General features: G+C 62.4%; 22 protein-coding genes and 1 pseudogene. 5 read left to right on the top strand and 18 right to left on the bottom strand.

What is annotated here, in order from left to right:
- The first annotated feature begins 289 nt into the window (after nucleotides 1-289).
- On the top strand, nucleotides 290-961 hold the full coding sequence (locus ACFJGX_RS11105; protein ID WP_382328382.1) for a hypothetical protein: 672 nt from the start codon (nucleotides 290-292) through the stop codon (nucleotides 959-961).
- Entirely contained in the window at nucleotides 958-1,692 is a 735-nt protein-coding gene (locus tag ACFJGX_RS11100) for a hypothetical protein (protein ID WP_382328380.1), read from the top strand. Before ACFJGX_RS11105 ends, ACFJGX_RS11100 begins: the two co-directional genes overlap by 4 nt.
- Before the next feature lie 125 nt (nucleotides 1,693-1,817).
- On the opposite strand, the gene ACFJGX_RS11095 is transcribed toward ACFJGX_RS11100, so the two are convergent.
- From ACFJGX_RS11095 to ACFJGX_RS11035, 13 genes are all read right to left on the bottom strand, one after another.
- Nucleotides 1,818-2,558: a hypothetical protein gene (locus ACFJGX_RS11095; protein ID WP_382321340.1), complete on the bottom strand. Its 741-nt coding sequence runs from the start codon at nucleotides 2,556-2,558 to the stop codon at nucleotides 1,818-1,820.
- Nucleotides 2,555-3,187, bottom strand: coding sequence for an SET domain-containing protein-lysine N-methyltransferase (locus ACFJGX_RS11090; RefSeq protein ID WP_382321342.1), 633 nt, complete (start codon nucleotides 3,185-3,187; stop codon nucleotides 2,555-2,557). Before ACFJGX_RS11090 ends, ACFJGX_RS11095 begins: the two co-directional genes overlap by 4 nt.
- An 8-nt stretch (nucleotides 3,188-3,195) precedes the next feature.
- Complete coding sequence (locus tag ACFJGX_RS11085) at nucleotides 3,196-3,738, bottom strand: hypothetical protein (protein ID WP_382321344.1); 543 nt, start codon at nucleotides 3,736-3,738, stop codon at nucleotides 3,196-3,198.
- A 599-nt stretch (nucleotides 3,739-4,337) separates the two neighbouring features.
- Complete coding sequence (locus ACFJGX_RS11080) at nucleotides 4,338-4,658, bottom strand: helix-turn-helix domain-containing protein (RefSeq protein ID WP_382321346.1); 321 nt, start codon at nucleotides 4,656-4,658, stop codon at nucleotides 4,338-4,340.
- A gap of 52 nt (nucleotides 4,659-4,710) precedes the next feature.
- The gene (locus ACFJGX_RS11075; protein ID WP_382328378.1) at nucleotides 4,711-4,911 is read right to left on the bottom strand and encodes a helix-turn-helix transcriptional regulator; all 201 of its coding nucleotides are present in this window, start codon (nucleotides 4,909-4,911) and stop codon (nucleotides 4,711-4,713) included.
- Between the two features lie 167 nt (nucleotides 4,912-5,078).
- Complete coding sequence (locus ACFJGX_RS11070; RefSeq protein ID WP_382328376.1) at nucleotides 5,079-6,287, bottom strand: hypothetical protein; 1,209 nt, start codon at nucleotides 6,285-6,287, stop codon at nucleotides 5,079-5,081.
- Between the two features lie 370 nt (nucleotides 6,288-6,657).
- A complete protein-coding gene (locus ACFJGX_RS11065) occupies nucleotides 6,658-7,143 on the bottom strand; it encodes a hypothetical protein (RefSeq protein ID WP_382321353.1) in 486 nt (161 codons plus the stop codon).
- Between the two features lie 290 nt (nucleotides 7,144-7,433).
- Entirely contained in the window at nucleotides 7,434-7,700 is a 267-nt protein-coding gene (locus ACFJGX_RS11060; RefSeq protein ID WP_382321357.1) for a hypothetical protein, read from the bottom strand.
- A gap of 99 nt (nucleotides 7,701-7,799) precedes the next feature.
- On the bottom strand, nucleotides 7,800-8,192 hold the full coding sequence (locus ACFJGX_RS11055; protein ID WP_382321360.1) for an HNH endonuclease: 393 nt from the start codon (nucleotides 8,190-8,192) through the stop codon (nucleotides 7,800-7,802).
- Nucleotides 8,193-8,391: 199 nt separating this feature from the next.
- The gene (locus ACFJGX_RS11050) at nucleotides 8,392-8,634 is read right to left on the bottom strand and encodes a hypothetical protein (RefSeq protein WP_382321362.1); all 243 of its coding nucleotides are present in this window, start codon (nucleotides 8,632-8,634) and stop codon (nucleotides 8,392-8,394) included.
- Entirely contained in the window at nucleotides 8,631-8,756 is a 126-nt protein-coding gene (locus tag ACFJGX_RS11045) for a hypothetical protein (RefSeq protein WP_382321364.1), read from the bottom strand. Before ACFJGX_RS11045 ends, ACFJGX_RS11050 begins: the two co-directional genes overlap by 4 nt.
- Before the next feature lie 93 nt (nucleotides 8,757-8,849).
- Entirely contained in the window at nucleotides 8,850-10,100 is a 1,251-nt protein-coding gene (locus ACFJGX_RS11040) for a tyrosine-type recombinase/integrase (protein WP_382328374.1), read from the bottom strand.
- A 329-nt stretch (nucleotides 10,101-10,429) separates the two neighbouring features.
- A complete protein-coding gene (locus tag ACFJGX_RS11035; RefSeq protein WP_382321368.1) occupies nucleotides 10,430-10,879 on the bottom strand; it encodes a DUF4148 domain-containing protein in 450 nt (149 codons plus the stop codon).
- A gap of 230 nt (nucleotides 10,880-11,109) precedes the next feature.
- Between ACFJGX_RS11035 and ACFJGX_RS11030 the strand changes: the two genes are divergently transcribed.
- The gene (locus ACFJGX_RS11030) at nucleotides 11,110-11,793 is read left to right on the top strand and encodes a heavy metal response regulator transcription factor (protein ID WP_291113937.1); all 684 of its coding nucleotides are present in this window, start codon (nucleotides 11,110-11,112) and stop codon (nucleotides 11,791-11,793) included.
- The gene (locus ACFJGX_RS11025; protein WP_382321369.1) at nucleotides 11,790-13,193 is read left to right on the top strand and encodes a heavy metal sensor histidine kinase; all 1,404 of its coding nucleotides are present in this window, start codon (nucleotides 11,790-11,792) and stop codon (nucleotides 13,191-13,193) included. Before ACFJGX_RS11030 ends, ACFJGX_RS11025 begins: the two co-directional genes overlap by 4 nt.
- A gap of 15 nt (nucleotides 13,194-13,208) precedes the next feature.
- Here ACFJGX_RS11025 and hemW read toward each other — a convergent pair.
- The 5 genes and pseudogenes from hemW to ACFJGX_RS11000 all read right to left on the bottom strand — a co-directional run bounded on the left by hemW (nucleotide 13,209) and on the right by ACFJGX_RS11000 (nucleotide 17,755).
- Nucleotides 13,209-14,463: pseudogene (gene hemW, locus ACFJGX_RS11020) on the bottom strand (radical SAM family heme chaperone HemW).
- Between the two features lie 20 nt (nucleotides 14,464-14,483).
- The gene (rdgB, locus tag ACFJGX_RS11015; RefSeq protein WP_382155696.1) at nucleotides 14,484-15,107 is read right to left on the bottom strand and encodes an RdgB/HAM1 family non-canonical purine NTP pyrophosphatase; all 624 of its coding nucleotides are present in this window, start codon (nucleotides 15,105-15,107) and stop codon (nucleotides 14,484-14,486) included.
- Complete coding sequence (gene rph / locus ACFJGX_RS11010) at nucleotides 15,104-15,784, bottom strand: ribonuclease PH (protein WP_382325701.1); 681 nt, start codon at nucleotides 15,782-15,784, stop codon at nucleotides 15,104-15,106. The genes rdgB and rph overlap by 4 nt, the downstream gene beginning before the upstream one ends.
- A 67-nt stretch (nucleotides 15,785-15,851) precedes the next feature.
- A complete protein-coding gene (locus ACFJGX_RS11005; protein WP_204733641.1) occupies nucleotides 15,852-16,751 on the bottom strand; it encodes a PP2C family serine/threonine-protein phosphatase in 900 nt (299 codons plus the stop codon).
- Nucleotides 16,748-17,755 (bottom strand): serine/threonine-protein kinase, encoded by a 1,008-nt coding sequence (locus ACFJGX_RS11000; protein ID WP_066268004.1) that lies wholly within the window; start codon nucleotides 17,753-17,755, stop codon nucleotides 16,748-16,750. The genes ACFJGX_RS11005 and ACFJGX_RS11000 overlap by 4 nt, the downstream gene beginning before the upstream one ends.
- Before the next feature lie 60 nt (nucleotides 17,756-17,815).
- Here ACFJGX_RS11000 and ACFJGX_RS10995 point away from each other — a divergent pair, with 60 nt between their 5' ends.
- On the top strand, nucleotides 17,816-18,751 hold the full coding sequence (locus ACFJGX_RS10995) for a YicC/YloC family endoribonuclease (RefSeq protein ID WP_382321371.1): 936 nt from the start codon (nucleotides 17,816-17,818) through the stop codon (nucleotides 18,749-18,751).
- The last annotated feature ends 90 nt before the right edge of the window (nucleotides 18,752-18,841 follow it).

The raw sequence follows: 18,841 nt of genomic DNA, 5'->3' as shown, positions 1-18,841 counted from the left end.
CAGGCCTCAAGCAAAACAGCGGGCACTTGCGCTGTGGCAGCGCCTCCGATCAACGCAAGCACCATTGCCCCGTACCGGATCATGTGCTGTCCTCCTCGTAATTGTTCTGGCAGATGCGCGCACGACCCGGACTCCGAAAAATACACTCCGCTCGTGATCAAATCATTCTCACGCTCATGGCAATGCGCGGCAACGGTACTTTTTCCCATCTTCCGACCGGGGTGTGACGGAGTTCCGTTATTCGTTAGTCGATATGGCCATGAGGTTTCATACACGGAGCCAATGGAACATGAAGTTTGCAGAGATCGTCAGTCGCTCGGGGCGTATTCCTTGCGGGCCGATTGAAAGCCGAGCGTGCCCCGATCAGTACGTGGGCTATCTGTCCGCATTCGGCCGGATGCACCAAGCATCTGAATGGCACAGCGTACAAAGAGAGCCAGCACTGAGTAGGCCCGAAGGCCCCGCTCTAATCGTAGTTCTCGAATCGCCCCACATAGAAGAGTTTGAGGGAGACCTCGGGCCCGCAAAGAATCCGTCAGGAACCGGGTTCGCCTTGGCTTGCTGGCTGCGCACCGTTGTCGGACATGAGGCTGATGACAAAGACTATTCAGTCATTCTCGTCAACGCTGTGCAGTACCAATGCTCGCTTGGTTGTGCTCCGAAAGCGCACCGTGACGAAATCTTTATGGCGGTGTGGCAGGACTATGGCGAGATTGACTTCAAAGAGCGGCTGACGGCTATCCATCGAAAAGGCGACATAGTGCTGTGCTGCTGCACGGCCGGAAAAACCAAGCCACCTTTGAGAGAGCTTGTTCTCGACGCGATCAATGACGCGTTGAACGAAGCCAAAGTCCTGCGGCGCCGTCATCCAGCCTCTTGGGCGCGCAACCGAAACTACCGCGAAGCAGCTGACTGGGAACGCTCTAAGAAGCGGCTACCGAAAAAACCAATCTGCACATGAAGACCTGCGCACTTTGTTTGCGGAACCGCACGCTTCGGAACAGTCACATCTACCCTGAGTGGATATACAAACCTCTCTATGACGAAAAGCGGCGGCTAGAAATCTTGTCCGTCATTCCAGATGGGCGGAATGAACTAAAGCAGAAGGGAATGCGTGAGCGCCTCCTATGCGATGACTGCGAGCAGAAGCTTTCCGTCTGGGAGGGGTACGCCCACTCAGTTTTTGTCCAGCCGCAAAAGCCTTTGGAAATGTCTCAACAGGGCACACTGCTACAAGTGAGCCGCCTTGACTACAGCAAGCTGAAACTCTTCGAGTTGTCAATTCTGTGGCGCGCGGGGGTGAGCACGCTGCCGTTCTTTGAAAAATGCCAGTTAGGGCCACACGCAGAGGTCTTACGTCGTCACCTCGATGCGTCCGATCCCGGACACCCTGATCGCTATGGAGCGCTGATGTTCGGCCTAAAGGTTGGCGAGCGTCCCGAAGTTCTCCAAGTGATCACTGAGCCTCGTCCTGTACGAAGCTATGGAATCAAGGCTTACAACCTCACATTTGGAGGTTTCCTTTGGGTGTTCCATGTGTCTCGTAGCGACCCTCCACTGATTCTTCGACAAGGATTTCTCCTCGCTGATGGATCTCGGCTAGTGAGCATTCGCAATGCGCTTGAGATGCAAAATCTTCAGGCATTTGCGCAGAAACTCGAACGGCTGGGCCGTGCGCCCCAGCCGCGATGACACTGTGGCCTCACGTTGACCTTTCAACATCGTGGCAGTAGTCGTCCATATGTCTAGCTTGATCGCGAAGGACCCTTGCCAATCCGCGCATCAGAGGTCTAGCCCCTCCCTTCCAGCCGTTGCGGCTAACTCTGGCCTTGCCGTCCGCGCTCTTCGGCCCCGTAGACTGCTCCCACGGTTTCCATCGTTTGATGGCCTCTCGCTGCCGCTCGCGCTGCTCCTGTGTCCAGATCCGTCCCGCCATACAGCGTCTCTCCTAAAAGTTTGGTTGGCTCGTTTTCGATTTCTCCGCACGCCTGCGCGGGCGCTTGTGCGCGCTTGGTCTCGAAACCCGTCGCCGTGCCGTTATTGACCTGCTGCGGGCCGTTGGAGATATTGGCTTGCCTCGCAAACACTACGGGCGGGTTCTTAATGTTGGCGAGCGTCTCCAGCGTGTTGCGGCATTGGCTCTGTGCCTTCAGCGCAAGACGCATGTAACGCTCGGTGGGCTCCATATACGATCCCATATTGGCCGCTGCACGCCGGGCCAGCTCAGCGAACATTGCGTTTAGGGCGACGGCCTGGCTGTAGAGCATGGTCTCTGCGCCCCTCAAGTTGCCCCCCTCCACATCGACCAGGGTAGAGCGCAAAGCCTTCACCGCTTGAGTAATGCCAATCTCGCCGTTGATGTTGGTGCCGTAGCTCTGGGTGAGAACAAGATTTGAGACAAGCCCCTCGACGGCCAGCTCTGCCTCAATCTTCTCCCTGTCGAAGGGCTTTCCCTCAATTTCGAGCACTCGGGCCTTGTTGATGGGTGGCGCGACTGGCGGGGGCACTGGAGACTTGGCGACCTTGGCTTTGCCAGACTTCTTGCTCGGAGCAGTCATTTGATTTCCTTTGATTGTTTTTCTATGGGAGTCACATCGATGGAGGGAAGGTGTCCAAGCTTCGCCAGCAAATAGCCCGCCTCGCGCGTCAGATCGACGCAGGAGGCGCCAAACCACCGCGCCCATGGGTCACCCAGCCATCGCAAGCTTGAGGCTCTCCAACGAATCGTGGCCAGTGTTTCGTCGGCTTTGGGCTGAAGATCCCACCCGTTCACGCTGCCGACCTGGCGGTAGTCAACGGTCAGTTCTTCTCCGGGGGCGATTTCATGGCGACTCACCATCACGAGACCGTCGGGCATTGGCTCAAATCGACAGTTGGGTAGAGGCGAGTGATTGGTCAGTCGACCCGCCACGGTCCGGCGACTACCCAAGCGAGCGGGGGCTACTTGCTGACCCGCCGGAATGGCTTCTTTGGTGAATAGACCGTGCCCATGGATCTCGGACGGGCCCAAGACATAGCGGTCGTACCCTGGGGGCATCTCAGCATGGTCGCTCATGTCCGCAACCACCGCCGTCACCCAGGCTGCGGTCAGACCGTACTCAGCCAAGAATCTCGCGTAGTCATCTCGCACGAACTCTAGGAACTGAGCCCTGGGTAGCAGTTGGTCAATTTCGGTTTGAAGTCGCATGGCGCACCTCATATCAGGGCGGCTTGTAGCGCGCCGCTCGCGGTCGCCACCGAAGATCCCGGCTCTTGAGCACGACCATCAATGGGTGTCTTCCGCGATTGCTGGGTTCCGGTTGAGGTGGCTGGCCGATCGGCACCGTGCGCCAGGCAGCGCGCGACCGCCGCCTTCGCATCGTTGCAGACCTCCTCAGCAATGTCGGCAAGCGCGGAAGATTGCGCGACCTCAATGTTCACGTCTTCATTGCCACGCATCGAGACGCCCATGATGTTTTCGTGCAGTTGGGCGGACCTGGCTTCGATCAAAACCAGCCATGGGACCAGCCGTTCCAGCTCCTGGCGCAACGAGGTTGAGAGCGCCCGTTCAGCCCGCAGAAGATCCGCATCAGATGCGGACAGTTCTCGGACGAGGCCGAGCCGCTCAGCCATCAGTCGAAGTTGCGAGGGGTGTACGTCCACGATGGCCCCTTCGGAGAAGCTCTTGTCCTCCAGCCGCAAGTTGCCGTTGTCCAGCCGTTGGATTTTCAGGTTGGGTATGTCTTCGGTCCAGTTCATGTTGGTCTTTCAATGGGTGACTGTTGCTACAGCAGATGGCTTATCTAGATGGTCACCGTGAGACGGTGTAGGGAGAGTGGCAAAAGTGGCCCTGATAGCACCGTGAGACGGTGTAGGCGGGCGCTTATCTACACCGTGAGACGGTGCAATAGGAGGCCTCTCTACACCGCGAGACGGTGTAAGGGATGCGTTTTTCAGGGGCACGAGATCGCGGTAAGCGCCACGCATAAATAGCTCCTGCGCACCGATGTCATAGCCAGGGTGACGGTCGAGCGTCTGCCAGGTCACCGCAAACCACGACGCCTTGTTAGGGCGGCACCCCTGGACGGTCTGGTGGACAAAGCCGGCATCGAGTAGCTCACGCAGTGCACGGGTTATGACGTCATTGCTCTTCCATCCGCGCTTCGCGAGGTAGGCAGCTGAGGCCAGGAGACGCCCGTTGTTGTCGCGGACGAACTGCCGGGCGATCTCCATGAGCAGAGAGCGCGCGGGGTGGCTCAGAGCGGCGTATGCCGGACTGTCTAGGACAGTCCATGGCAGGGCTACGAACCCGCCAGCATCGCGCCCCGAGCTACCCTTTTGGCCCGGGTTACGCTTGTTCACAGCGATGCAGCGCTCTGGGGCTCAGCCTCAAGAACATAGCGAGCGGCGCCGCGATGTTCAAACCCATCTCGGTCGTACAGGGTCACCCTCTCAGTACGAATCGCATAGCCATATCTGTCTCGCAACTCCTTGATGCGTGCAGGAGCTTGGTAGCAACCGATGCGGCGAAGGTCGTAGGAGGTTTTTGGACCGCTTCGCAGTGCTTGGACGATCCGGTCTCGCTGGGCTTCCCCTGAGGTGCTGCGAGCCATAAAATCGATCCGCGCTTCCTTCGAAGCCCCGTTTGCATCTTGGTCGGTGTGCGGGGCTTCGTTCATTTTGCGGCCCTCCCGTCGCGGTATCGGGTCCACAGGTAAAGGATCGCGGCCATCATTTGGACACCCCTTCTCCTTGAGCGTCGCGCCAGGCGATCAGTTCTGCGCCGTCAAGAACCGTGCATCGAGGGCTCAAGCGTTTCGGCTTTGGGAAGTCCTCTCGTTCCTTGATCCAGCGCCACAGCGTGGCTGGTCCGATGCCGAGCAGTTCCGCGGCTTGCTTTGGTCGATATGACCGGGCTTGGATTTGACTCATCCGAGGCTCCATAAAAACCGAGCCTGGACTTCATGCGTCTGAGACTACGGTTCGTCCCGCGTTGTCGATTGACTGCGGTATGGAGCCCCATCATTGGTACATTTTGCGGACGGAAAAACACCGGAGGATCTTCGGAGAAACACCGTAGAACTACCGGAGAATTGGCCCTATAGCGTGTGCTTTTTGGACGGCAAACTACTCAGATTTCGCATAGCCTGCCCCAGATCTGAGGGGGCAGATTCGACGTCAGTTAGCTTGCCCTTGGCTTTCGCCCACTTGAGGGCTTCTTCTTCAATCCAGCCGCGCGACGCGGCTTTAGCTGCCGCCAGTCCATTCTTGCTCGCGTCGTGCAGATCGCCACGAATCGTTCGCCAGTGGTGCTCGTGAGCACGTATCAACACCTCTTTAGGGCTGCTGAATTTCGGGCTTGATGAGGGCGGGTTTGCATTCCCCGCCCTTTCCACGGTCTCTTTTGCCGACTCAGCCGAAACCGACCCCAATTCTTGCCTTGGCGTCACTGCATCCTGCGCGTCAGCAGTTTTGAAGAATTGAGCGCGCGCATCTTCCGTGGTTGCCAGCGACGGGATGGTAGGTGCCAGGGCTTTCATAGGTTCAGGCAATGTCCAGCCACAGTGAACTGCAAACGCGGCTACCTCCGACAGCGAAACTTCTGCATGAGGGCTCTGCAAAACACCTGAGTAGAGTGCCAGAGGGCGTATCGGCCCGTTCGTACTCATGTTGGCCTGGGCAATATGTAGGCGGTCGGCGAACTCTGGAGGTAGTCCACGCGGCACACCCCTACGTGATTGCAGCCAATGTCGCATGCCAAGAACTTCCTCGTCCGGCTCCACGTCCAGGGTGAGGCACACGGTCTCCCACAACTGCGCCTTTGGAATGAACTTCCACTTGTTCCAGTTCGCTGATGACGGTCTGCGCGAGGGCGAATAGCCATTGCCACGCAGGGGCGTGATGGGCGCTGGGGCTTTCGGCACTTGCACAGGACGCGGAAACTTGTCAGGCAGCATGTACCCGTTCGCCATCGCCCACTTTCCAACTTCAAGCAGTCGCACGCCATTCAGCGCCGCATCGCCTATGTTCAGAGTGCACGGCGTGAACGCTGAACCGTCAGACATGCTGGCCAGAAGTAGGCGCAGGGTCTTCCGATATTCAGGGCTTGCATCATCAGGGTCCGGCGGCTGGCTGGCTGGCTCTGAGCCATGCAGCAAAGCGATTGCCTCAAAGACCTTGACCTCCGGCAGCTTCTTCCAAAATGCCCAGTCAACCGTCGCATGCAGCGGAACGCTACCACTGCCACCTCCTACCCCTGGTGGTGGGCGCATTGCGTCCAGCTCTTTCTTTTTCTCGTTCTCATTCACCGTCGCACCCCTTCATGATGCGGCCTTCAACGGGTGCCCCAGCAGGCGGGTGAAGGTTTCCCGCTCTTCGGTTCGCGGGCCTAGCTGGGGCGAATCAGTCTAGCGTTTTGAACGACAGCTAGTTTGTGACGCGCGACGAATGCGCTCCACGACTAAGCCTGCTTCGACCTCAGACATCACTTCGAGAAAGATCTGTGTGGCCTTTGGGTCATTGCAGGCATCCGAAGCTTCCCAAAGTCGCTCCCAACGATCTTCCGTGGACATTGCGCAGATCCGGGGCAGATCGGACCCAAAGAGTGAGCGCGGCCGTAGGCCAAGAATGCTGCATGCGAAAAGGCGATCTCGGTCTACGGGCTCGATCGGGCTGGGCTTAGCCATGTTGGACAGCTCCCTTTGCTTGCAGCAGTAGCCTTCTTTTGAACTGCTGAAAAGCCGAATCAGAGTAGGCCCTGGCAGCCATGCTGACGGTCCGATGCCGCTCTTTTTTCCCCTCCGGACTTAAGGCTCGGATCTCCCGCCGAACTTTCTCGCGGTGGCGATAGAGTTCGTCCTCTTCAAGGGAGAAGTGATCGTGGTCAATGGTTATGCACCACCAATCGGAGTCGCGCAGCTTGACACCGACTTTTCCTTTGCCGCGTGTTCCCGGCACCCACTTGCGTTGCGCCGACAGAGTCGCGCAGTCGTTCAATCTCAACTGCAGGTAGTTTCCCGGTGGCATTGATTCTGTGCGCGGAACAAAGCCTTCGTCCTGCAGCTGCTGCCATGTTCCGTGGATATGGGTGAGCCCTAGCCGCACGAAGTGAACATGGATGTCACTGGTGCGAGCGCGAATGTCCGCGTCACTGACTTTAGACACGCTGAACCCCGCTGATTTTCACGCTGTTGTCTCGCGCTGCCACGAGCTGTTCAAGAGTAAGACCGGGAAAGCGCTTGCGCTCCAGCCATACCTCACGCAAATAGGCGTCCGTGCAATCGATGCCGATCCTGATGTACGTAGGCCCATCTTCGGCCTGTGTCGTGAGGATCTCACTGCGGCCCGCGTCTGTAGATCCGTTTCCCGCATTGGGAACAACGAATACCCTTGTGTCACTGAAGGCGCAATGCTGAGTTTCTGTGGCCATGGAAAAATCCTTTCTTCGCTGTGAATCAACCTTGTCCGTTGTTGTTGAAATCGACATACTTTTTCAGCTCCTCACTGGAGACGGCGTCATCACTGAGGCCAGACAGCAGAAGGCTAGAGATGCGCAGAAGTCGACCTGCAATAGCGCGGACGGCATAGTGCGCCTGATCATCGGCATCAGTTGACACTAAGGCAGGAAGCATGCGCACGATCTTGTCCATCTCATATACGCCGCTCAGGCAAATCTTTGCTCTCTCGTCGTTCCAGGGGTGCTTGACAGCTTCAGTAGCCATTTCGATCTCCAGTAGTGGTTTGTTCTGGGCGGCTTGTGAGCGGGATTGGCTGGCTGCCCGTAACATTGCCCCGCATGAAATCGGCGCGGGGCTTACCGATCAGCGCGCTTCGCTCCCCAGACTCTGCGTGACGAACTCAAGCGCCGTCCGATCTCTCTTCGCCAGGTTGCACGGCGCGCACGCCGCGACAAGATTCAACGGATCATCGCCACCACCGAGCGCGCGTGGCTGTTGATGTTCAACGTGCCATTTCCCCGAGAGATCCAAAGGCACGCCGCAGTAGTGGCATTTGCCAGCCGACTGTTCGTAGATGATCCGCCGCCTGCGCGAAACAGGCTGTGAAGGCGCAGGAATCATGGTCAAGAAGGGTTCGTCTGGCCATAACTCACCCTGCACCGCGCTGCCAGGCTGCATGTGATGGTGGTCGTTTGCTGCAGTCAGGCGAACGCGAGCATCGGCAAGGGCTTGCGCCTTGTCTTCCGAAATGCTCAAGACAATGCCTGCCTTCGGTTGAACAACCATGTACCGTGTGGAGTACAGGCCACGAGACACGCAGGGCACGCTTGCAAGTGAATACGAGCCTTCCTCACCGAAGACGCCCCCATAGATTGGACGCTGGAGCAGACGTTCGCCAGACATGCTGCGCGCTCGTTATGAGAGCTTCTTCAACTGGTCTTGAGGCACTCGCATGTCAGTGCCTCCTGGCGAACATCAGCAGACACTCCGGCTCAAGATGGTGTTTCACCGCCAGCCCACGCAGACGTTCGGCTGAAGCCCGCTCGCCCACGACGATGAGCGTTGGCCCACCGTCTTCCGGCATAAACGTGCCGCATACGTCGGAGTTGCTGACGTGTTGAAGAATGCGGTCTGGGACCTGACCAGCAATGCGAACCTGGCCGATGCCTACGGCTTGGAGGAATCGTGAAAAGCTCATGCTGCCTCCTGCGAAGCGGGAAGAAGCTTGCGCGCAGGCTGCGTCAGCCGCGCATCGAGACCGTCATGAGCACGCATCCGCAGGGTGAGCGGCGCGAATTGGGTAACATTGACCTCAGCCATTTAAACCTCCTGAACAGGTTGACTTGGTTAGGGTCGCATCGGTGTTCCACCACCTTTGCGACCCGACTTGCCCTGCAAAAACCGCCGCAGGGCTTAGCGGATCGAAATCACTTTTCCCTTCGCCTGGGGTGTGGTCGTGCAGTACGCCGCCCACATGTCCATCAGTTTGCGGCGCTTCTCAAAGGCGTCGCTCCGCAGATACGCAGCTTCGGTTTTGTCCCCGACGGCGTGAGCCATCGCCCGCTCGGTGATCTCGCGCGAGAAGTTGGTGTGTTCAATGGTCCAGTCCCTGAAGGTTGAACGAAACCCATGCGGCACGCCGTTGGCTTTCATGTCCTTCATGAGCTTGCTCATCGCCATGTCTGAGAGAGGCACGAGCTTTCGCGGTGAGGGAAAGATCAGATCTGTGCCAGCAGTCTCACCGACACGCTTCAACAGGCTGATGGCGGCGGGCGAGAGGGGAACCCGATGAGCGACGCCCGCCTTCATGCGCTGCTTTGAGTCCTCACCGTCTTCGCCAGGGATGAGCCAGGTTTTCGACTTCATGTCGATCTCGTTCCATGACGCATGCCGCACGTTGTGAGATCGTACGTTGGTCAGGATAAGGAGTTCTAGCGCCCTAGCCGCCATGCCCTCTTGGCTTCTCAGCGCTTCATAGAAGGATGGAAGCTCTTTCACGGGCACGGCACGGAAATGCGTGGTCTTCGCAATCTTGTGCCGCGCAGGGAGCAAGGTGGCCAAGTTGCCTTTCCATCTCGCAGGGTTCACCCCGTCTCGAAGGCCCTTAGTGGCGGCGGAATCGAGAACCGTCTCAATGCGTCCGCGTAGGCGGTTGGCGGTCTCGGTCTTTGTGTGCCAGATCGGCTCCAGGATCTGCATGACATGCTCTAGACGGACGTCACGAACCCACATGTCCCCAATGACGGGATAGGCGTACATCTCAAGCGTTCGCTCCCACTGGCCCTCGTGCTTCTCGTTCTTCCACGACTTGCGGTGAGCCGCAATATGCTGCTGAGCACAGGCCCGGAAGGTCACATCCTTTGCACGGCTCGCAGCCAGATCCCGGCGCGCCGCCTTTTTCTCATCGATGGGATCAACGCCACCGCCGATCTTTTCGCGCGCCAGGCGAGCCAGATCACGAGCCCTAGCCAAGGTCACGTCAGGAAACCCGCCCAATCCCATCTTGCGGCGCTTGGCTCCGACCATGACGCGCAGCACCCAGCTCTTGCTACCTGACGGGGTGATCTGCAGGCCTAGTCCCGCCACCCCGCCGACAAAGTGCAAGCCTGGCTCAGAAAGTCGTTTGACTTCCAGCGCGCCAAGTTCGTCGGCCTTCTTAGGCATCCACCGCTCCATGCACCATAAAACGTACCATAAAAAACGAGATTCGATGATACGTCGAAATACAACGCGGGTGCAATGAGATTCTTTCTCCCTAGGTAGAAGCGTGATTTATGAGACGACTTGAGATTTCTCAGTATCTGAATATGGAGGACACAGTCTCCGCCAGAACCAGAAACAGCAACGGGCCCATGGGGCCCGTTGCTGTTTCTGGTGCGGACAACGCGGTTCGCATCGGCATCACTCCTATTGCATGGTGAAAAACAACCCTGACAAGGTGCTCCGGCAGGTCAGTTTGGGGCAGCCGGATCACCTCGCCATGCGGGCTGCCTTCACTGGCCCAGGCTGACGCTGGTGCCGGCGACGGCGCGCAGACCGGCCTGACGCACTTGCTCGGCCTGTTGCGCGGTGGCGATCACGGGGTACGCGGCGTCATTCTCATTCACCAGGCCCAGGCGCTGGGCTTCTTTCAGCTCGGCCACCACTTGGGCGCGGGTCTTCTCGAAACCGGCGGGCACCTCGAACTTCACGATGTCGGTGTCGGCCAGGCGGCCGGCGTCGCGGGCGGCGATGGCTTGGGCACGGACTTCGTTGCGGCTCAGGCTGGAGCCCGTGGCAACTTCGAATTTCACGATGTCGGTGTCGGGCAGCTGGCCGGCGTCGCGGGCGGCGATGGCCTGGGCTTGCACTTCAGCGCGGGTCAGCGGCGCGCTCTGGGCCATGGCGGCACCGGCAACAGCCGTCAGCATGAGGGGGATGAGGACACGGGTCGAGAGTTTCATGATGCTTCCTTGAACGGTAGGTTGAATGGATGGATGGAGGTTTGGATGGAGGTTTGTGCCGCCTTGGTTTCGGCACAGGAGAGACTGTAAAAACCGGGTCTGTCATTTTCAGAACGCGAGAATTACGGATTCGTAATGCAGCAAAACGGGCAATTCCGTGACAATTCGGTGTCGTGCAAGGCCTTTTGCCGCCTTGTTGTCCCTCCATCCGGTCACTAAGCCCCACTCCCATGCGCGTGCTGGTCATTGAAGACGAATCCAAGCTGGCGGACTACGTCAAGCGGGGTCTCTCCGAGGCCGGTTACACCGTGGACGTCGCCCGCGACGGCATCGAGGGCCGCTACCTCGCGCTCGAAGGCGACTACCAGTTGCTGGTGCTGGACATCATGCTGCCCGGCATCGATGGCTTCGGCGTGCTCGCGGCGCTGCGCGAGAAGCGCAACACGCCGGTGTTGATGCTCACCGCGCGCGACCGCGTGGAAGACCGGGTGCAAGGCCTGCAGGCCGGCGCGGACGACTACCTCGTCAAGCCCTTCGCCTTTTCCGAACTGCTGGCCCGCGTGGCCGCGCTGCTGCGCCGGGGCCCCGCCGCCGTCGCCGAGGCGGCCAACACCCGCATGGCGGTGTGCGACCTGGAGATGGACCTGATCAGCCGCAAGGCCTGGCGCGCCGGCCAGCGGCTGGACCTCACGGCCAAGGAGTTTTCGCTGCTGGCGCTGCTGGCGCGCCGCAAGGGGCAGATCCTCTCGCGCACCACCATCGCCGAGCAGGTGTGGGACATGAATTTCGACTCCGACACCAACGTGGTGGAAGTGGCGGTGCGCCGCCTGCGCTCCAAGATGGACGATCCCTTCAAACCCAAGCTGCTGCACAACGTGCGCGGCATGGGCTACGTGCTGGAGGAACGCACATGAACACCTCGACGACCGTGCTGGACGCGGCCCCGGTCCTGGGCGGCGACAAGCCCGCCGAGGCGCCCTGCACCTATTCCATCGGCCGGCGCCTCTCGCTGCTGCTGGCCGTGCAGACGGTGATCGGGCTGGGCGTGCTGCTGGCCTTCATCTATGGCGCCACCTCCATGCTCTTCATCGCCAAGCACGAGGAAGAGCTGCGCAGCTACAGCACCGTGCTGGTGGACGTGTCGCGCGAGGCCTACGCCCAGGGTGGCGAGGCCGAAGTCAAGGCCAAGATGGCCTGGCTGGCCGAACGCCGCCCGGGCACCTTCGTGCAGATGAACCGCGCCGACGGCAGCGAGTTCTACCGCGACGCGGCACCCACCTTCGACGTGAACCAATCCACCGCCCGCGGCATGGATTTCGCGGTGCCGACGGCGGCTGGCGGCCTGCTGCAGGGCAAGGTGGTGCTGGATTGTTCGCAGGACGCCAAGACCGCCCGCCGCATGGCCCTGTTGCTGGTCGGCGCCGTGCTGGCCGGTGGGGCTCTGGTGGGCTGGGGCACCTTCTGGCGCGTGCGCTGCAGCCTGCGCCCTCTGCTGGACCTGGCTGCCCAGACCAAGGCCATCGACGCGCGGCGCCTGGGCCAGCGAATCTCGCTGGCCGAACCGGCCGAAGAACTGCAACCGGTGATCGACCAGTTCAACGGCCTGATGCACCGCGTCGAGCGCACCTATGTGCAGCTCGAGGGCTTCAACGCCGACGTGGCGCACGAGCTGCGCACCCCGTTGGCCAACCTGATCGGCCAGACTGAGGTGGCGCTCAGCCGCGAGCGCAGCGTGGCCGAGCTGGAGGAAACGCTGCACTCCAACCTGGAAGAGCTGCAGCGCATGGCGGCCATCGTCAACGACATGCTGTTCCTGGCCCAGGCCGACCGGGGCGTGAAGGCACGGCGCAGCGCGCCGGTGAGCCTGGCCGAGCTGGTGCAACAGGTGGTGGAGTTCCACGAAGCCCCCATGGACGAGCGTGGGCTGCGCGTGACCATCGAGGGCGATGCCCACCTGTCGGTGGATGCGCCTTTGATCAAGCGCGCGATCTCCAACCTGCTGGGCAATGCGATCCGCTACGCCGACCAGGGCTCCGCGCTGTGCGTGCGCATCGCGCCCGAGTCGGAAAGTGGCGCGCGCCTGTGGGTGGAAAACACCGGGCCGTCGATCGAAGCCTCGCACCTGCCGCGCCTCTTCGACCGCTTCTTCCGCGCCGACGCCGCGCGCTGCGAGATGGAAAAACCGCACCATGGCCTGGGCCTGTCCATCGTGGCGGCCATCGCGCGCATGCACGACGGTTTCCCGGCGGCCGAATCCAGCGGCGGCACCACGCGCGTGGGCTTCAGCCTGCAGACCAACGCGGCCAGCGCCTGAGCGAACCCGGCGGGCTCAGTCCGCCAGGAACAGTTCCTGCAGGTCGCTCAGGAAATCGAAGCCGCGTTCGGTTGCGCCACACCCGGGTGGCGTCGCGCGCGATCAGCCCCTTCTGCTCTGCCTGCGCCAGGGCCGGCGCGATGCTGGAGAGCGGCAGGCCCGTGCGCTCCATGAACTGCAGCAGCGTGAAGCCGTCCTTGAGCCGCAAGGCGTTGAGCATGAACTCGAAGGGCAAGGCCTTGCGCGAGACTTCGTCGGCGCTCACCACGGCGTTGCCCGCCAGCGCGCGCTCCATGTACAGGCGCGGCTCGCGCACACGCACCGGCCGGGCCACACGGTGCGCGAAACTGAGCTTGCTGTGCGCGCCGGCACCGATGCCCAGGTAGTCCCCGAACTGCCAGTAGTTGAGGTTGTGCCAGCACTGGTGCCCCTCGCGCGCGTAGGCCGACACCTCGTAGCGTTGCATGCCCGCCTCGGCGGTGAGCTCGGTGATGCGGTCCAGCATGTCCCAGGCCTCGTCCTCCTGCGGCAGCGCGGGCGGGTACTTGGCGAAGTAGGTGTTGGGTTCGAGCGTGAGGTGGTAGATCGAGATGTGCGGCGGCGCGAACGACAGCGCGGTGCGCACGTCGGCCTCGCAATCGGCCAGCGTCTGCCCCGGCAGCGCGTACATGAGGTCGAGATTGAAGGTGTCGAAGGCCTGCGCGGCCTCTTCCACCGCGGCCAGGGCCTGATCGCGGTCGTGCACCCGGCCCAGCGCCTTGAGGTGGGCATCGTTGAAGCTCTGCACGCCGATCGACAGGCGCGTCACGCCCGCGTCGCGGAAGGCGCGGAAGCGGTCTTTCTCGAAGGTGCCGGGGTTGGCCTCCAGCGTGATCTCCGCATCGGCCTCCAGCCGCAACATCGCGCGCACGTCGCCCAACAGGCGGTCGATGGCGGCGGGCGAGAACAGGCTGGGTGTGCCGCCGCCGATGAACACGCTGTGCACCGTGCGGCCCCAGATCAGCGGCAGCGAGGCCGCGAGATCGGCGCGCAGGGCCTCGAGGTAGGCGGTTTCGGGCAGCGCCTTGCCGGGCGCGGCGGTGGCCGTCCATTCGTGCGAGTTGAAATCGCAGTAGGGACACTTCTTCAGGCACCAGGGCAGGTGGATGTAGAGCGACAGCGGGGGCAGGCTCTGCAGCTGCAGCGTGCCCGGGCGCATCCAGTGGCGCACGTCGTTCCAGGCCGGGTCGGCCTGGCCCGCGGCGGCCGGCTGGCCGCCGGGCCAGGACATCGGCACGCCGGTGGGTTCGCTCATGGTGTGTCCGAGGGCGCGGGCGAGAACCAGCGCTCACGCATCAGTTCGAGCATCTGCCGCGCCGCGCGGCCCCGGTGGCTGTTCGCGTTTTTCACCTCGGTGGGCAATTGCGCGAAGGTCTGGCCGAACTCGGGCAGGTACATCACGGGATCGAAACCGAAACCCTTGTCGCCGACCGGCTGCTGCGTGATCAGCCCGGGCGCGCGGCCGGTGGCCACGAGCGGCTCGGGGTCGTCGGCGCTGCGCAGCGCCACCAGCGTGCTGACGAGGGCCGCGCGGCGGTCGGTCACGTTCGCCATTTGCTCGAGCAGCGCGCGCACGTTGTTGCCGTCGCCCTTGGCGTAGCCGAATTGCGTGGCGTAGTACGCCGTGTCCACGCCGGGCAGGCCACCGAAGGCCTCGACGCACAGGCCCGCATCGTCGGCCAGCGCGGGCAAGCCGCTCTCGCGCGCGGCATGGCGCGCCTTGGCCAGCGCATTCTCGATGAAGGTGCGGTGCGGCTCGGGCGCTTCCGGGATGTTGAGGTCGGCCTGGCGCACCAGTTCCACGCCCAGCGGCGCGAACAACGCCTGCAGCTCGGCGAGCTTGCCGTTGTTGTTGGACGCCAGCACCAGCTTCATGCCAGCCCCAGCGCCTCGCGCTGCGCCGCCACCAGGTCGGCGATGCCTTTTTCGGCCAGGGCCAGCAGCGTGTTCATCTCGTCGCGCGTGAAGGCCGCGCCCTCGGCCGTGCCCTGCACTTCCACGAAGTGCCCGGCGCCGGTCATGACGACGTTCATGTCGGTGTCGCAGGCCGCGTCTTCCACGTACTCCAGGTCGAGCAGCGGCTTGCCGCGCAGGATGCCGACCGAGATCGCGGCCACCTGGTCGCGGATCGGCGACACGGGCAGCTTGCCTTGCGCCATCAGCTTGGCCACCGCGTCGTGCGCCGCCACGTAGGCGCCCGTGATGCTCGCGGTGCGCGTGCCGCCATCGGCCTGGATCACGTCGCAGTCCAGCGAGATGGTGCGCTCGCCCAGCGCCTTCAGGTCGAACACGGCGCGCAGCGAACGGCCGATCAGGCGCTGGATCTCCTGCGTGCGCCCGCTCTGCTTGCCCTTGGCCGCCTCGCGGTCGCTGCGGGTGTGGGTGGCGCGCGGCAACATGCCGTACTCGGCCGTCAACCAGCCCTCACCACTGCCGCGTTTGTGCGACGGCACTTTTTCTTCCACCGACGCGGTGCACAGCACCTTGGTGTTGCCGAACTCGATCAGCACCGAGCCCTCGGCGTGGATGGTGTAGTGGCGCGTGATGCGCACCGGGCGCAACGCATCGGCGGCCCGTTGGCCGGGTCGGGTCATATCGCTCATGGGAAACCTCGGGAGTTCAGGAATTGCGTTCGGCCGTGCGGCGGATCGCGGCATTGATCTCGGCGATCGAGCGTTCGATCGCCGCGTCGTCCATGTCTTCGATGGAAGGGTCGGGAATGCCCGACTGGATGGTGGAAGCAAACACGCCGTCGTCGATGTCCTCGGTGGAGACGCGGGTGGACTGGAATTCGTCCGCCGTCTCCCACTCCATCGCCAGCACGGTCACATTGTCGCAACGCGGGCCGCCGCGCTTGAGCGCCATCTCCACCAGCTCGGGCACGGCCTGCTCCAGCGGCCGCTTGGACAGCTCGGACGTGATTTCTTCGTCGCTGACCGTGCCCCACAGGCCGTCCGAGCACAGCAGCACGCGGTCGCCCTGCATCAGGTGGACCGGGCCGGAGAGGTCGAACACCGGCTTGGCGGGTGAGCCCAGGCAGGTGAAGAGGATGTTGCGGTTGATGTGGTCGGTGGCGCGGCCCAGGTGCTGCTGCTGCTCCATGTAAGAGTGGTCGCGCGTGCGCGTGAGCATCTCGCCGTGGCGCACGACGTACAGCCGCGAATCGCCGCAATGCACCCAGTGCACGTGGTTGCGCTCCATCACGGCCGCCACCAGCGTGGTGCGCGGGGTGTCGAGCATGCCTTTTTCGGCGGCGTAACGGATGATCTGGTGGTGTGCCGCCATCAGGGCGCTGGAGAGGAACTCCGGCACTTCCCGCACCGTGGGGTTGGCGGCCTTCTGGAAATACGCCGAAAAGGTCTGCAGCGCGAGTTGCGCCGCCATCGCGCCTTCGGGGTGGCCGCCCATGCCGTCGGCCAGCACGAACAGACCCGACTCCCGGGTGTAGGCATAGCCCATTCGGTCTTCGTTGCGCTCCCGGCCCCCTTGGCGGCTGATCTGGTAGACCGAAAACTTCATCGAAACTTGGTCGCGGCGTTGGTGGACTTGCGCAGGGACTTCTTGTTGTCCGACACGATGTTGTCGAACTGCAGCCGCATCTTCTCGGCCACGGTGAGTTTGGTGTAGCTGCGCTCGGTCTCGCGGCTCAGTTCCTTTTGCAGCGCGAACACCGATTGCGGGCGCGACAGCGGATCCAGCGACATGCACCACTCGACCACCTCGATGAGGTTGTCGGAGTACACGCCGCGCAGGCGCGAAAGCGCCAGCGAGAGGCGGTCTTTCTCCAGCCGCTGGGGCGCATCGTTGGGCGGGTAGCCCTGCATGCTGGCGTAGATGCAGGCGCCGATCGCGTAGATGTCGGTCCACGGGCCCATGGAGGAGTCGCGCCGGTACATCTCGGGCGCGGCGAAGCCGGGCGTGTACATCGGGCGGATGAAATTGCCTTCCTTGCTCAGCACCTCGCGGGCGGCGCCGAAGTCGATCAGCACCGAGCGGTTGTCGTCGGTCACGAAGATGTTGGCCGGCTTGATGTCCAGGTGCAGCATCTTGTGCTGGTGCACGATGCGCAGGCCGCGCAGCACCTCGTCGTACAGCGAGCGGATGGTCGATTCGCGGAACACCTTCTGCTTCTTGAGTTCACGCGCCGTGATGATGAATTCCTGCAGGGACGCGCCCTCCAGGAAGTTCATGACCATGTAGACGGTCTCGTTCTCGCGAAAGAAATTGAGCACGCTGACCACCGACTGGTGGGAGATCTGGGCCAGGGCCCGGCCTTCTTCGAAGAAGCTCTTGAGGCCCAGCCGGTACAGCGACAGCTTCTCCGGCTGCACCTGGGGCAGCAGCTCGCCGGGGCCGCGCGAGGCCAGCGACGAGGGCAGGTATTCCTTGACGGCGACCTGCTGGCCTTCCGTGTCCACGGCCAGGTACACCACGCCAAAACCGCCCGCCGCCAGCTTGCGGACAATGCGGTAACCACCGATCACGGTGTCCGGCGGCAGCGGTGCGGGTTTGACCTTTGACATAATTCGGATGGTTTCCGGAACGCCTCGTTTTGGACCACTCACCCTGATGGGCAAAGTTCAATGGCAGTTTACAGCATGACCGGCTACGCCTCGGCCCACTCGGGCGGGTCTGCGGCCCCGGCCAGCGCCGAGTCCAGCCGCGAGTCCCAGGCCGGTGTGGGCGTCGAAATCCGCTCCGTCAACAGCCGCTTTCTCGACCTCACTTTCAAGCTGCCGGACGACCTGCGCGCCACCGAACCCGCGCTGCGCGAACTGCTGGGCGCACGCCTCAAACGTGGCAAGGTGGAGGTGCGGGCCTGGATCGAAGGCCGCTCCGACACCGTGCCGCGCACGCCCAGCGCGCTCGACCTGCAGAAACTCGTGGGCCTGCAGGACAACGTGCGCGCCTGGCTGCCCACGGCATCGCCCCTGTCGGTGGCCGAGGTGCTGCAGCTCACCTCGCGCCAGCAGGGCAACCCCGGCGAGTTGAACGAGGCCCTGGTTACCCTGGCACAGACCGCGCTGGACGGCCTTACCAGCGCCCGTGAACGCGAAGGCAAACGCCTGGCCACCATGCTGCTCGACCGCCTGGGTCAGCTGCGCCAGCTTGCCAAGGACGCGCAACCCCTGATCCCGCAACTGGTCGCGCAGCAGCGCCAGCGCTTCATCGACCGCTGGAACGAGGCCCTGGGCGCGGGTGCATCCGCCACGGCGCAAGGCAGCGCCATCACCTCCGACATGGCGCAGGACCGGGCCCTCACGGAAGCCACCGCCTTCGCCATCCGCATCGACGTGGCCGAAGAATTGACCCGGCTCGACTCCCACCTGACCGAGATCGAGCGCCTGTTGAAGAAGGGCGCCGAGGTCGGCAAGCGGCTCGACTTCCTGATCCAGGAACTGCACCGCGAGGCCAACACCTTGGGTTCGAAGTCGTCCAACCTCGAACTCACCCGCATCTCGGTGGACATGAAGGTGCTCATCGAACAGATGCGCGAGCAGGTCCAGAACATCGAATGACATACAGCCCCCACGCTCCACCGCTGCGCGGGTCGCTGCCCCCCAAGGGGGCGCGTTTCGCCTTGGGGCGGCCCGGCGGCGAAACCCAAC

This window comes from Hydrogenophaga sp. UC242_50 (assembly GCF_042697355.1).
Taxonomy (GTDB): domain Bacteria; phylum Pseudomonadota; class Gammaproteobacteria; order Burkholderiales; family Burkholderiaceae_C; genus Hydrogenophaga.
The sequence above is the reverse complement of the archived record's forward strand: the minus strand, read 5'-3'. Positions and strand labels throughout refer to the sequence as shown.

Coding starts and splice junctions, on each gene's coding strand:
- ACFJGX_RS11000 (WP_066268004.1), bottom strand. CDS start 17,755: ATGTCAAAGGTCAAACCCGCACCGCTGCCGCCGGACACCGTGATCGGT.
- ACFJGX_RS10995 (WP_382321371.1), top strand. CDS start 17,816: ATGGCAGTTTACAGCATGACCGGCTACGCCTCGGCCCACTCGGGCGGG.
- ACFJGX_RS11045 (WP_382321364.1), bottom strand. CDS start 8,756: ATGGCTGAGGTCAATGTTACCCAATTCGCGCCGCTCACCCTGCGGATG.
- ACFJGX_RS11080 (WP_382321346.1), bottom strand. CDS start 4,658: ATGAACGAAGCCCCGCACACCGACCAAGATGCAAACGGGGCTTCGAAG.
- ACFJGX_RS11105 (WP_382328382.1), top strand. CDS start 290: ATGAAGTTTGCAGAGATCGTCAGTCGCTCGGGGCGTATTCCTTGCGGG.
- ACFJGX_RS11050 (WP_382321362.1), bottom strand. CDS start 8,634: ATGAGCTTTTCACGATTCCTCCAAGCCGTAGGCATCGGCCAGGTTCGC.
- ACFJGX_RS11035 (WP_382321368.1), bottom strand. CDS start 10,879: ATGAAACTCTCGACCCGTGTCCTCATCCCCCTCATGCTGACGGCTGTT.
- ACFJGX_RS11085 (WP_382321344.1), bottom strand. CDS start 3,738: ATGAACTGGACCGAAGACATACCCAACCTGAAAATCCAACGGCTGGAC.
- ACFJGX_RS11090 (WP_382321342.1), bottom strand. CDS start 3,187: ATGCGACTTCAAACCGAAATTGACCAACTGCTACCCAGGGCTCAGTTC.
- ACFJGX_RS11060 (WP_382321357.1), bottom strand. CDS start 7,700: ATGGCTACTGAAGCTGTCAAGCACCCCTGGAACGACGAGAGAGCAAAG.
- ACFJGX_RS11075 (WP_382328378.1), bottom strand. CDS start 4,911: ATGAGTCAAATCCAAGCCCGGTCATATCGACCAAAGCAAGCCGCGGAA.
- ACFJGX_RS11005 (WP_204733641.1), bottom strand. CDS start 16,751: ATGAAGTTTTCGGTCTACCAGATCAGCCGCCAAGGGGGCCGGGAGCGC.
- ACFJGX_RS11040 (WP_382328374.1), bottom strand. CDS start 10,100: ATGCCTAAGAAGGCCGACGAACTTGGCGCGCTGGAAGTCAAACGACTT.
- ACFJGX_RS11100 (WP_382328380.1), top strand. CDS start 958: ATGAAGACCTGCGCACTTTGTTTGCGGAACCGCACGCTTCGGAACAGT.
- ACFJGX_RS11095 (WP_382321340.1), bottom strand. CDS start 2,558: ATGACTGCTCCGAGCAAGAAGTCTGGCAAAGCCAAGGTCGCCAAGTCT.
- ACFJGX_RS11030 (WP_291113937.1), top strand. CDS start 11,110: ATGCGCGTGCTGGTCATTGAAGACGAATCCAAGCTGGCGGACTACGTC.
- ACFJGX_RS11025 (WP_382321369.1), top strand. CDS start 11,790: ATGAACACCTCGACGACCGTGCTGGACGCGGCCCCGGTCCTGGGCGGC.
- rdgB (WP_382155696.1), bottom strand. CDS start 15,107: ATGAAGCTGGTGCTGGCGTCCAACAACAACGGCAAGCTCGCCGAGCTG.